General features: G+C 76.1%; 12 protein-coding genes. All 12 read right to left on the bottom strand.

All coding sequences use genetic code 11. The features are described 5' to 3' along the window. Positions 1-36 precede the first annotated feature (36 nt). The 12 genes from moaA to CSPHI_RS07150 all read right to left on the bottom strand — a co-directional run bounded on the left by moaA (position 37) and on the right by CSPHI_RS07150 (position 12561). Positions 37-1098, bottom strand: coding sequence for a GTP 3',8-cyclase MoaA (gene moaA / locus CSPHI_RS07205; RefSeq protein WP_075692149.1), 1062 nt, complete (start codon positions 1096-1098; stop codon positions 37-39). 118 nt (positions 1099-1216) lie between these two features. Further along, positions 1217-2479, bottom strand: coding sequence for an amidohydrolase (locus CSPHI_RS07200; protein ID WP_075692148.1), 1263 nt, complete (start codon positions 2477-2479; stop codon positions 1217-1219). A 97-nt stretch (positions 2480-2576) separates the two neighbouring features. Beyond that, on the bottom strand, positions 2577-4298 hold the full coding sequence (locus tag CSPHI_RS07195) for a purine-cytosine permease family protein (protein ID WP_075692147.1): 1722 nt from the start codon (positions 4296-4298) through the stop codon (positions 2577-2579). A 137-nt stretch (positions 4299-4435) separates the two neighbouring features. After that, complete coding sequence (locus CSPHI_RS07190) at positions 4436-5326, bottom strand: urease accessory protein UreD (RefSeq protein WP_075692146.1); 891 nt, start codon at positions 5324-5326, stop codon at positions 4436-4438. Next, a complete protein-coding gene (ureG, locus tag CSPHI_RS07185; RefSeq protein ID WP_075692145.1) occupies positions 5323-5961 on the bottom strand; it encodes an urease accessory protein UreG in 639 nt (212 codons plus the stop codon). The genes CSPHI_RS07190 and ureG overlap by 4 nt, the downstream gene beginning before the upstream one ends. Before the next feature lie 40 nt (positions 5962-6001). Then, a complete protein-coding gene (locus tag CSPHI_RS07180) occupies positions 6002-6733 on the bottom strand; it encodes an urease accessory protein UreF (RefSeq protein ID WP_075692144.1) in 732 nt (243 codons plus the stop codon). Beyond that, entirely contained in the window at positions 6733-8439 is a 1707-nt protein-coding gene (gene ureC, locus CSPHI_RS07175; RefSeq protein WP_157118504.1) for an urease subunit alpha, read from the bottom strand. The genes CSPHI_RS07180 and ureC overlap by 1 nt, the downstream gene beginning before the upstream one ends. Positions 8440-8447: 8 nt before the next feature. Then, positions 8448-8858, bottom strand: coding sequence for an urease subunit beta (locus tag CSPHI_RS12745; protein ID WP_075692142.1), 411 nt, complete (start codon positions 8856-8858; stop codon positions 8448-8450). Continuing rightward, entirely contained in the window at positions 8855-9649 is a 795-nt protein-coding gene (locus tag CSPHI_RS07165) for a hypothetical protein (RefSeq protein WP_084210296.1), read from the bottom strand. Before CSPHI_RS07165 ends, CSPHI_RS12745 begins: the two co-directional genes overlap by 4 nt. Beyond that, positions 9646-9969 (bottom strand): urease subunit gamma, encoded by a 324-nt coding sequence (locus CSPHI_RS07160; protein WP_075692141.1) that lies wholly within the window; start codon positions 9967-9969, stop codon positions 9646-9648. Before CSPHI_RS07160 ends, CSPHI_RS07165 begins: the two co-directional genes overlap by 4 nt. 91 nt (positions 9970-10060) lie before the next feature. After that, the gene (locus CSPHI_RS07155; RefSeq protein WP_075692140.1) at positions 10061-11476 is read right to left on the bottom strand and encodes a DUF4921 family protein; all 1416 of its coding nucleotides are present in this window, start codon (positions 11474-11476) and stop codon (positions 10061-10063) included. Positions 11477-11514: 38 nt separating this feature from the next. Beyond that, positions 11515-12561, bottom strand: a complete 1047-nt coding sequence (locus tag CSPHI_RS07150; protein WP_075692139.1) for a glycerate kinase — start codon at positions 12559-12561, stop codon at positions 11515-11517. Positions 12562-12598 lie beyond the last annotated feature (37 nt).

Here is a 12598-nt window from a genome sequence, read left to right as displayed (position 1 = left end):
GGAGCGGGGCGGGATCGGGACCCGGTGCGGGCGGGCTCATCCCCCGATCGCGGACATGCCGCGATCCGGGCGCAGGAAGGAGGGATCGTCGATGCCGTGGCCTGGGGCCTTGGTCGCCATCTCCCCGACCCAGGCGTCGATGAGCTCCTCGTCGGTGGCCCCGCCGCGCAGCAGCCCGCGCAGCGGGCGCTCCCCGCGGGCGAAGAGGCAGTTGCGCACCGCCCCGTCCGCGGTGAGCCGGGTGCGGTCGCAGGCCCCGCAGAAGGGGGCGCTCACCGAGGCGATGACGCCGACCTCCCCGGCCGGGTGCGCGCGGCCGGCCCGGTCCACGCCGGCGGCCACCAGCCAGCGGTCCGCGGGCGCGGAGCCGCGCGGGGCGGGCGCCGGGCGCAGCTCGAAATCGCGGCGCAGCATGGCCAGGATGTCGGCGGCGGTGACCATCCGGGAGCGGTCCCAGGCCCCGCGCGGGCCCAGCGGCATCTCCTCGATGAAGCGCAGCAGGTAGCCGCGGTCCAGGCAGAAGCGGAGCAGCTCCGGCGCATCGGCCTCGTTGAGCCCGGGCAGCAGCACCGCGTTGATCTTGATCGGCGCCAGGCCCGCCTCCTCCGCGGCGGCCAGGCCGGCGAGCACCTGCGGCAGCCGGTCCCGGCGGGTCAGCCGGGCGTAGCGCTCCCGGTCCACGGTGTCCAGACTCACGTTGACCCGGTCGAGGCCGGCCGCGGCCAGCCGTCCGGCGAGCCGGGGCAGCAGGATCGCGTTGGTGGTCGCGGCGATGCCTGGGCGCTCCCCGGCGACGGTGCGCATCCCCGCGACCGCGGCGATGATCTCCGGCAGCCCGGGGCGCAGCAGCGGCTCCCCGCCGGTGAAGCGCACCTCGGTGATGCCCAGGCGCTCCACGCCGATCCGGATGAGCCGGATCATCTCCTCGTCGGTGAGCAGATCCCGGCCCGGGATCCAGGCCATCCCCTCGGCGGGCATGCAGTAGCTGCAGCGCAGGTTGCACCGGTCGGTGAGGCTCACCCGGAGATCCCGGGCCACCCGGCCGTGCGCGTCGGCCAGCGGGCGCCATGTCACCGTGCTCGCATCCGGGGAGGTCATGGCCCCATGCTAGGGGCGTTCCCCGAATCCCGGCAATTGCCCATGTGGAATACCGAAAACTGGCGGCAACGTGCCCGCAACACGGTCGAAACGCCGGGTGCGGGCGCGGCGGCGGGCGCTACCGGGCGTCGAGGACGCCCAGCGCCACGGCCGCCGCGGCGGTGGTCGCCGAGGCCGCGGTGGGGGCGTAGTCCGGCAGGAAGGTGGCCATGTGGTTGGCCGGGACGTCCTCCAGCTCCCTCCCGGCCGCGGCGGCGGCCGCCCACTGCGCCCGCGGGGTGGCGCCGACCATCCAGTACACGTAGGGGCTGCCGAGCGCCCGCGGGATGTCGGAGAAGTCCTCCGAGGCGGTCCAGGGGGAGCAGTCGGCGGAGTCCTCGCCGAGCACCCGGTCGAACACCGGGCGCACCCGGGCGTAGAGCCCCGGATCATTGTCGGTGACCTCCCCGTGGTCGGAGTAGCCGAACACCGGCTCCGCGGCCCCGGAGGCGGCGCATTCGCCGCGCACCACCCGCTCGATGGCGGCGATCAGGGTCTCCCGCACCGCGGTGTCGTAGAAGCGGATGCTCAGCACGATCCGGGCGGTGCCGGGGATGGTGTTGTTGGAGTGCCCGGAGGCCAGGGTGCCCACGCTGACCACCGCGAAATCATGGGGGGAGATCTCGCGGCCGACGATGCCCTGCAGCCGCAGCACGATCGCCGCGGCCAGGTAGGTCGGATCCACCGAGGTCTGCGGCATGGAGCCGTGCGCGGCCCGGCCGCGCAGATCGATGGAGATGGTGTCGCAGCCGGCGAGCACCGGCCCGGCCGCGGAGCGCACCTGCCCGGCCGGGCCGGGCACCACATGCTGGCCGAAGCAGGCGTCCGGGCGGCCGACGATGTCCGCCAGGCCGTCCTCGACCATCGCCCGCGCCCCGGAGGCGGTCTCCTCGGCGGGCTGGAACAGGGCGATGTAGGTGCCGGACCACCGCTCCCGGGTGGCGGCCATGATGGCCGCGGCGCCGAGGCCGGCGACGATGTGCAGATCATGGCCGCAGGCGTGCATCACCGCCGATTCCTGGCCCTCCCGGGAGCGCCCCCGGGCGGTGGAGGCGTACTCGGCGCCGGTGGCCTCGGCCACCGGCAGCGCGTCGATGTCCGCCCGGAACAGCGCGCTGGGGCCCTCCCCGTTGCGCAGCACCGCCACCACCCCGTGGCCCCCGACGCCCTCGTGGATCTCGTAGCCGCCGATGGCGCGCAGCCGCTCCACGATCGCCGCGGCGGTGGCCTCCTCCATCGCGGAGAGCTCCGGATGGGCGTGCAGATGCCGGTAGGTCGCCTCCTGCCAGGAGAGATCGGCGCCGTGGGCGTCCAGGATCCGGGCGACGTGGTCTGCGTGCATGCGGGTTCCTTCCGGGGTGCGGTCCATCGGCCGGGCGGCGGCCCGGGTACGGGCTCGAGCATAGGCCCCGCTCACCCCGGTTGGCGCGGGCGCCGGCTCAGTCGGCGCCGCGCAGCCGGCGGGAGCGCCGCTCCGGGAGCCGGGCGTGCCCGTCCGGGGGCAGCACATGCTCCCCGGTGCGGTCGGTGGCCAGGGCCAGGGAGGAGATGTACTGCACCCGCCCGTCCGGGCCGGGGGCCGCCGAGGCGATCATGTCCGGGCGCTCGAAACGCTCCCCGGTGACGCAGCAGCGCAGCAGGTCCGCCGCGGGGTTGCCGTGCTCGTCGAGATGCGGCAGCCCCACCCCGTCATCGACCCGGCGCAGGTAGTGCCGGCCCCCGGTGGCCGCGGCCAGGGCGATGGTGCACGTCACCGCCAGGCCGGCGGCCAGCAGCGGGGAGTACGGGGCCACCGCCGGGCCGAGCAGGCCGAAGTAGGCGGCGATGGACACGCCCCCGGAGATGAGCAGGGAGCCCACGCCCACCGGGTTGACCTCGTGCAGCATCCCGCGGCGGAACTCCGGGCGGCGCGGGGAGAGCCCCAGCAGCATCTTGTTCACCGCGATATCGGTGGCCACGGTGACGATCCAGGCGATCGCCAGGTTGGAGTAGAAGGAGAGCACCGCGCCGAGCACGGCGAACATGTCGAACTCCATCAGCGCCAGGGCGATGGCCAGGTTCACCAGCACGAAGGTGAACCGGCCCGGGTAGCGCCGGGTCAGCCTGGTGTACGCGTTGGTCCAGGCCAGGGAACCGGAGTAGGCGTTGGTGACGTTGATCTTGACCTGGGAGAGCACCACCAGGGCCACCGCGGCGGCCACCGCCGCCCATTCGGGCAGCAGATCCCGGTACACGGCGAGGAACTGGGTGACCGGCTCCCGGGCACCGGCGGCGTCCCCGCCGAGCACGGCGATGACGTACACGGCGAGGAAGACGCCGATCACCTGCTTCGCGGCGCCGAGGAGCACCCAGCCGGGCCCGCCGAGCAGCACCGCCGCCCACCAGGAGCGCCGGTTGGCCGGGGTCCTCGGCGGCATGAAGCGCAGGTAGTCGATGTTCTCCGCGATCTGGGCGATCAGGGACAGGCAGACCCCGGCGGCGAGCATCATCGCGGCCGGGTCGGCGCCGCCGCCGTGGTCGCCCCCGTAGGAGGCGAAGGCGCGCACCGAGGCGGGTTCGCGCCACACCAGCCAGGCCAGGGGCAGCACCATCATCACCAGCCACGGCGGGGAGGTCCACGCCTGCAGCTTCGCCAGCGCCCCCATGCCATGGGCGACCAGGGGGATGACCAGCACCGTGGAGACCAGGTAGCCGGCCCACAGCGGCAGCCCCAGGCCCACCCGCAGGCCCTGGGCCATGATCACGCCCTCGGTGGCGAAGAAGATGAAGGTGAAGCTGGCGAAGATCAGGTTGGTCAGCACCGAGCCGTAGTAGCCGAAGCCCGCCCCGCGGGTGATGAGGTCCAGGTCCAGGTTGTACCGGGCGGCGTAGTAGGCCGGGGGCAGCGAGGAGGCGAAGATGATGGCCGCGGCGATCAGGATCCCGCCGACGGCGTTGACGGTGCCATGCGCGATGCCGATTCCGGCGCCGATGGAGAAGTCCGCGAGATAGGCGATGCCGCCGAGCGCGGAGCCGGCGACCACCGCCGGGGTCCACCGGCGGTGGCTGCGCGGGGCGTAGCGCAGGGTCCAGTCCTCGGCGCCGCGCCGGCGGCGGGAGCCGGCCGGCTCCGCGGGGGTCGGGTGCTTGCGTGGGTCCGGGGTGAGCGTCCTGGTGGTCATGCGGCCGAGGCTAGGGAGCCGATGTTTCCCCATCGGCGCGGCGATGTTGTGCCCGCGCAACGAATGGGCGCCGATGTCGCGGGGGCGTGATCGGGCGGTGACGGGCACGGAACCCGTGGGTTACCGCCGTTTTTCACTCAGCGTTTCCGCAGGTCGAAAGCGGGCAGGCCGAGCAGCGCCGGCCGGGCGGCCGCCCACAGCGCCCGCAGCGCGAGCCCCACCGGCTCGGCGGGCCGGGCCGGATCGACGCCGGCCACCCGCGCCCAGGCGCCGCGCCCGCCGGCCAGGGCGCTCACCCCGATCCGGGCCCCGGGCACGGCCACCGCGCGCATCGCCGCCACCGCGGCCGCCACCGCCGGCGGATCGCCGACGCAGGTGAGCCCGCCGACGGCGCCGGCCTCCCCGAGGCCCACCGGGCCGGCCGGCCCGCCCAGGCGCAGCCGCTCCCGCAGCAGCGGCGTCCCCGCGCAATCGACGTCCAGCCGGGCGCGCACCCGGGCCGGCGGCGGCTCCGGCGCCCGGCCCCGGGTGCCGCCGGCGTCGGTGAGCACCAGGGAGTCCACCAGGATCAGCGCCCCGCCGGCGGCGACCTCGGCGCGGAGGCCCTGCACCAGACGCGCCCCGGGCACCGCGAGCACCGGATCGGCGAGATGCTCCAGGACCGCCCCCGGGCCCACCCGCAGCCGGGTGGCGGCCTCGGCGTGGCCGGCGTCCATCCGGTGCACCCGGGTGGCGGCCTGGGTGGTGATCACGGCATGGCCGCCGGCGGCCACCGCCACCTCGACGGTGGTGCGGTCGCCCTGCACCAGCCCGCCGCCGAGGGCCATGAGATAGGCCACCGGCGTCCCCGGCGCGGCCGGATCCACGTAGAGCGGGCGCATCATCGCCAGCGGGGCGCGCGCCCGCCGCCGGGTCCAGCAGGTGCCGCCGGCCCCGTCCGGGGCGAAGGCGAGCTCCACCCGGCCGTCCTTGCCGGGGGAGCCCGGGCCCACCGGGGTCATCCCGGGGGCCCGCCCGGCGCCGCTCATGGCCGCCGGTCCTCCAGCAGCGCCGCCAGGGCGGCGACGCCCGCCCCGGAGAGGCAGTCCGTGGCGGCCACCGGCCGGCCGCCGCGCACCGCGTCGGCGTCGGCGAGCATCCGGTCCAGATCGCAGCGCACGTGGGCGGCGATCTCGGTCTTGTTGATCACCAGGATGTCGCAGTCGGTGATCCCGGGGCCGCGTTTGCGGGGCATCTTGTCGCCCTCGGCGGTGTCCAGCACGAAGAGGAACACGTCGACCAGGGCGGGGGAGAAGGTCAGGGTGAGGTTGTCCCCGCCGGACTCGAAGAAGAGGGTGTCCACCGCCGGGTGCTCGGCGAGCAGATCCGCGGCCGCCATCAGGTTCATCGTGGGATCATCGCGCACCGCGGTATGCGGGCAGGAGCCGGTCTCCACGCCCACCACCCGGGACGGGTCCAGGGTGCCGGCCAGGGTGCGGCGGACGTGCTCGGCGTCCTCCTGGGTGTAGATGTCGTTGGTGATGACGCCGACCTCCCGGCCGGCGGCGGCGAGAATCGGCACCAGGGCCTCGATGAGGGCGGTCTTCCCGGAGCCGACGGGGCCGCCGACTCCGATCCGGTAGGGGCGCCGGGGCGTGGTTCCGGTGGTGCGGGGTTCGGTCATGGGGGTCCTTTCCGTGGTGTCCGTTGCGGCGGGGCCGGGGCTAGCTGAGGAAGAGCCGGGCGGGGGCGGTCTCATGCCGGGCGGCGGCGATGTCGGCGATCGGCGCGGCGGCCCCGATATCGGCGATGCCGCGCTCGGCGGCGGCGTCGAGGACCTCCTCGATCACCGGGGCCATCGCGGCGATGAGCCGCTGCGCCCCGACATGGTCGACCAGGCGCAGCCGCAGCGCCGCCCCGGCGACCCCGTTGACCCAGCCGGCGAGCTCCGCGGCGGCGCACTCGGCGGCGCCGAGGCCCAGCGCCCGCTGGATCACCGCCATCGCCGGCGCCTGGTGCCCCGGCGCCGCCCCCGCGGCGACCCGCGCCCGGTAGCCGGCGAGCACCCCGCCATCGGCGCCGTCGGCGCCGACGTCGAGTTCGGCGGCCATGGTGAGCAGCTGCGCGCCCACCCGGGCCGAGGCCCGCCGGGCGCCCGCCCCGGGCCGCGCCGCCGACACCAGCAGGTCCACGGCGACCAGCCCCTCCGGGCCGTCCAGGTCACCGCGGTCGGCGGCGGCGAAGGCGGCGAAGGTCGCGGTGGCGTCCACCGGGCCGACGGCCTCCCGGAGCAGCCCCGCCACCACCGTGGGCAGCGTCGCCGCATCGGCGACGCCGTCCTGCACCAGGCCCTCCAGCCCGTGGGAGAGTGTGTACAGCCCGGCGGGGAAGGCCGAGTCCGTCCACTGCAGGGCGGTGATCAGCCGGCGCCGGGCACCGCGGTCGGCGGGGGCCATCAGAACAGGTACATCCGCTGCGCCAGGGGCAGCGACTCCGCCGGGGCGATGGTGGCGTGCACCCCGTCGACGAGCACCCGGTAGGTCTCCGGGTCCACGTCGATCTCCGGCAGCGCGTCATTGCGCACCATGTCCGCCTTGCCGATCCCGCGGCAGCCGGACACCGGCAGCACCTGCGAGGACAGCCCCAGCCGCTCCGGGACGCCGGCCTCGATCGCCGCGGCGGACATCCAGGTCACCCGGGTCGCCGGCAGGGCCGCCCCCAGGGAGCCGAACTGGGGCCGGTAGCGCACCGGCTGCGGGGTGGGCAGGGACCCGTTCGGGTCGCCCATCGCCGCCCAGCAGATCTGCCCGGCGCGCAGCACCAGATGCGGTTTCGCCCCGAAGGTGGCCCGCGGCCACAGCACCAGGTCCGCGATCCGGCCCGGCTGCACCGAGCCGACGTGACCGGCGATGCCGCAGGCGATCGCCGGGTTGACGGTCATCTTCGCCACGTAGCGCAGCACCCGGTCATTGTCCGCGGGCCCGGCGCCGGCGCCGAGCTGGGTGCGGCAGTGGTGCGCGGTCTGCAGCGCCCGGGTCCAGCTCTCCCCGACCCGGCCCATGGCCTGGGAGTCGGAGGAGAAGATGGACAGCACCCCCATGTCGTGCAGCACCGTCTCCGCGGCGATGGTCTCCGCGCGCACCCGGGACTCGGCGAAGGCCACGTCCTCGGGGATGTCGTGGGAGAGGTGATGGCACACCATCACCATGTCCAGCAGCTCCTCCACCGAGTTCACCGTGTACGGCAGGGTGGGGTTCGTCGAGGCCGGCAGCACCGAGGCCATCCCGGCCACCCGCAGGATGTCCGGGGCGTGCCCGCCGCCGGCGCCCTCGGAGTGGAAGGTGTGGATGGTGCGCCCGGCGATGGCCGCGCGGGTGTCCTCGAAGAAGCCGCCCTCGTTGAGGGTGTCGGTGTGGATCGCCAGCTGCACGTCGAGGTCCTCGCAGACGTCCAGGGCCGCCCGGATGGTCGCCGGGGTGGCGCCCCAGTCCTCGTGGATCTTCAGCCCCGCCGCCCCGGCCCGAATCTGCTCGGCCAGCGGGGCGGCGGTGCTGCAGGAGCCCTTGGCCAGGAACCCGGTGGACACCGGCAGCGCGTCCGCGGCGCGCAGCATGGCCGCCAGCCCCGCCGGGCCCGGGGTGCAGGTGGTGCCCCGGGTGCCCTCGGCCGGGCCGGTGCCGCCGCCGAAGAAGGTGGTGATCCCGTTGGACAGCGCCTCCTCGGCCTGCTGCGGGGTGACGTAGTGGATGTGCGAGTCCACCCCGCCGGCGGTGAGGATCCGGTGCTCCCCGGAGATCACCTCGGTGGCCGCCCCGATCACCAGCTCCGGGTCCACCCCGTCCTGGGTGTGCGGGTTGCCGGCCTTGCCGATGCCCGCGATCCGGCCGTCCCGGATCCCGACGTCGCCCTTGACCACCCCGGCGACCGCGTCCACCACGATCACGTCGGTGATCACCAGGTCCAGCGCCCCGTCGGCGTGGGTGGCCGTCGGGTCCTGGGCCATCCCGTCGCGGATCGCCTTGCCCCCGCCGTAGACGGATTCGTCGCCGGGGCAGCGGGCGTTGTGGTCGACCTCGATCTCCACCTCCAGGGCGGTGTCCGCCAGGCGCACCCGGTCGCCGACGGTGGGGCCGAACACCGCGGCGTAGTCGCGGCGGCTCATCGCGGGGCTCATCGGGCGTCCTCCCGGTCCGCGGCGCGATCGCCGTCGAATCCGGCGAAGCCGGCGGCGATCGCCTTCTCCCGGGCGGCCAGGCGCACCCCCGGGTCGTCCAGGGGCCCCTCGACGAGGCCCGCGAACCCGTGCAGTACCCGGTCCCCGCCGAAGTCGACGAGTTCCACGGTGCGCGCCACGCCGGGTTCGAAGCGGGCGGCCAGGCCCGCGGGCAGCGCCAGGTGCATCCCCCAGGCGGCGTCGCGGTCGAAGGACAGCGCCCGGTTCGCCTCGAAGAAGTGGTAGTGGCTGCCGACCTGGATGGCCCGGTCGCCGGTGTTGGCGACGGTGACCTCCGTGGTCCGCCGGCCCGGGTAGAGGGCGATGTCCCCGCCCTCGGCGACCCGGTAGTCCGCGGCTGCGCTCATGATCGTCCCTCCGCTGGGTGATGGTGGTGGTCGTGCCCGTCGTGGTCGCGCCCGTGGCCGTGCGGGCCGTGGGCGTGGTCGTGGCGGTGCTCGCCGGCGGGCCCGTGCGAATGCGCCGGGCCGTGGTCGTGCCCGGCGGCCAGGGCCGCCGCGATCCCGGGATCCCCGCAGGCGGCGGCGTCGATGGCCTGCCCCACCCGGCGTGCGATGAGCTCCGCGGCGGCCGCCGGGCGCCACAGCGGCGCGCCCCGGGCGGGATCCGGGTCCAGGTCGGCGCGCAGCACGGCGACCCCGGTGGCGCCGAGCAGCCGGGCCCGCTCGGCGGCGGCGGCGACCGCCGGCTCCGCGCCCTCGAAGCCGACCTCCACCGGGGTCGCCCCGTACTGCCAGGCCAGCCGGGCGATCCGGAACAGCTCCGCATCGGCCCAGGGGTCCAGGGCGATCGAGGCGACCACGGCGGCGACCCCCGGTCCGCAGCGGGCGCGGATGTTCGCGCGCAGCGCCGCGATCACCGCGGTCGCGTCGGCCAGGGCCGGGGCCAGCACATGGCCGGCGCCGGCGCGCCGGGCGAAGGCCACCGCCCGGGCGGCGTCCGCCGCCGGGCGCGGGTCGCGGCCGGCGGCCAGCGGCAGCACCACCGCGGGGGCCCCGTCCAGGGCGGCGGGCAGCTCGGCCGGGCGCACCGCCGGCTCCGCTGGGATGCCCGCGTCGGCGAGCAGCCGATTCCAGGAATCCGGGTCGGGGACCTCCGGGCCGGCCAGGGGGATGAGCCGCCCCGCCGGCGCGCTCACCGGCCCGGGTCGGCGGGCCCGCCGACGGGGTCGTGCACGCTGACCAGCTTCGTGCCGTCCGGGAAGGTCGCCTCCACCTGGATCAGCGGGATCATCTCGCGCACCCCGTCGAGCACGTCCGCCTCGGCGAGCACCCGGGTGCCGGCTTCGGCGGCCTCCGCCACGCTCAGCCCGTCCCGGGCGGCCTCCACCACCGCATCGGAGATCAGCGCCACCGCCTCCGGGTGGTTCAGCCGCAGCCCCCGGCCCCGGCGCCGTTCGGCGACCCGGGCCGCCGTGAACAGCAGCAGCTTGTCCTCCTCGCGCGGGGTCAGCTCCATGGGGTGCTCCCTTCCCGTGTCGCCGGCGGGGCCGCCGGCGGATCCGGGATCGACGCTAACCCCGGCGTGTTACCGCCGGGTTTCGGCGCCGCTAGAGCCGGGGCGCGTCGTCGACCAGCGGGTTGTAGCGCAGGCTGTTCGGCCGGCAGGCGCATTCGGTGGCGATCCGGATGCCCCGGTCGATGGCCCCGGCGTCGCGCAGCCGGTACAGCTCCGGGACCACCCGGTCGCGCAGATTCCAGGGGGAGATGGTGTTGAGGTAGATCTTGGTGCCGCCCTCGAACCCGGCGAGGTTGGACACCCGCCATTTCAGCATCACCCGCCAGGGCATCCGCTCGTCGAGGTCCACCGGCCGGTGGTGCCATTCCTCGTTGCAGGGCACGTCCGCCCCGGTGGCGGCGTGGCAGGCGTGGATCAGATCCGACATGGCGGCGACCTCCGCCTCCGACTGCAGCCAGGGCTCGCAGGTGGCGGAGGTGGAGTAGATCTCCAGGGTGGGGTAGCGGTGCCCGAACCCGGCGAAGGCCACCGCATGGTCGTTCTCCGCGATGACCAGGTTGCGCCGGGCGGCGTGGTCCACGGCGTACTCGTTGTACATGTTCGGGTGGCTCCGCAGCAGCGCGATCTCGTCGGCGAGCTGCTCGCCGTGCTCGTCGATGGCGACGAGCTGCTTGTGCAGGTGGTCGAAGCTCGCCCCGGCGGGTTTCAGCCAGTTCTGGAAGGCGGCGACGTAGCGCACGTAGCGGTTGCGCCGGTACAGGTCCGCCATGGAGTCCACGGTGAACTGGATGAAGGCCCGGTGCTCGGCGACGGAGAGGGTGCCGGAGGAGGCGAGCTGGTCATCGTGGGTGGCGCCGTCGACGAAATGCCGGCGGGCGATGATCACGTCATGGCCGCCGGCGAAGTAGCCGGGGGCCTTGAGCATCAGCTCCCCCTCGGCCATCGCGGCGACCTCCTCGGCCGGGGCGCCGGCGGCGCGCAGCCGGGTGCGCACGATCTCGGCGACATGGGCCCGGCCGGCGTCATCGGCGAGGTAGCGGGCCATCCGGCGCCGGGTGGGCTCATCGGGGACGAAACCGTAGTTGGCGGCCCAGTAGTCGTAGGTGACGATCTCGAAGAGGTTCGGCACCCGCCGGAACTCCGCCACCGTGTCGTCGATCTGGCCGGGCAGCACCCCGGTGAGCTCCCGGAAGCCGTGGCCCAGATCGCGCACGTGCACGCCATCGGCGCCGCGGTCGGCCGGGTCCAGCTCCGGGTCCGGGTCGGGGGCGGCCTCGGCGCGCACCACCCGGGCCTTCTCCGGCGGGGTGGCGAGCTTGTTGCCCTCGCCGAAGGAGTCGCGGCGGGTGAAATCCTCCCCGGTGAGCGGCGCCGGGCTGGGCCTGCTGATCCCCAGGGGCCGGTTCCCGCGGCCGGGCACGGTCCACACCTCGGTGCCGGAGAAGGGGTTGATCTGCTTGACGGTGCCGTCGGCGAGGGTGCTCAGCGGCTGCGGGAAGACCTTCATGGGGACCACTGTAGGGCCGCCGCGGCCCCGCCCCGGCGTCAACCCCGGGCCGCGCGCAGCTCCCGGCCGAGGGATTCGGCCGCCCGGGCCAGCGCCGGCGGGGTGGCCGCGGCGGTGGCCGGGCCGGGCAGCGCCCGCCAGGCCACCGCGCCGAGTTCGGCGGCCACGGCCGCGTCGACGCGGCCGGCGAGGATCGCCAGGGGCACCCGGGCGGCGGCGGCCCGGGCGGCGACCTCGCCGATCACCTTGCCCTGCGGGGACTGCGCGTCCAGGGCGCCTTCGCCGGTGACCACCAGGTCCGCCTGCGCCAGCGCGGCGTCCAGGCCCACCGCCTCGGCGACGGCGGCCGCCCCGGGGCGCAGCCGCCACCGCGCCCCGGCCTCGGCGAGCAGCGCGGCCAGGCCCACCGGGGCGGCCCCGGCGGCGCCGTAGCCGGGTTCGCCCGGATCCACCCCGGCGGCGGCGCAGGCGGCGCGGATGCGCCGCTCGGCGGCGGCCGCCCCGGCGGCGTCCAGGCCCTTCTGCGGGCCGAACACCGCCGCCGCACCACGGGGCCCGCAGGGCGGGTTGGTCACGTCGGCCAGGATCGTCCAGGTGACCTCCGGGCCGGGTCCGCCGGCGGCGCGCAGCGCGGCGGCCAGCCCGGCCCCGGCGTCCACGGTGGCCGAGCCGCCGAGGGCGAGGGTGACCTCGCGCACCCCCTCGGCCAGGGCGGCGGCGAGCAGCTGCCCGGTGCCGGCGGTGCCGGCGCCGGCCATCGCGGCCGGGTCGTCGACGGCGTCGGCGACCAGGGGCAGCCCGGAGGCCGCGGCGATGTCGACGTAGGCGGCCCCGCCCACCCGCCACCAGGTGGCCCGCACCGGTCGGCCCAGGGGATCGGCGACCCGGGCCCGCCGGCGGATGGCCGGGGCGTCGGGGCCGGCCGCGGCGGCGGCGAGCAGCTCCGCGGTGCCCTCCCCGCCGTCGGCCAGGGGCAGCTCGACCGTCGCCCAGCCGGCGGCGCGCAGGCCGCGGGCGATGGCGGCGGCGGCCGCGGCGGCGGAGGCGGTGGACTTGAAGCTGTCCGGGCAGACCAGGGCGCGCATGGCCCCATCATGCCCGCGGGCCGGGGTGCGGCGCCGG

The organism is Corynebacterium sphenisci DSM 44792 (genome assembly GCF_001941505.1).
Lineage (GTDB): Bacteria > Actinomycetota > Actinomycetes > Mycobacteriales > Mycobacteriaceae > Corynebacterium > Corynebacterium sphenisci.
This window is presented reverse-complemented; position numbering and strand designations above follow the sequence as displayed.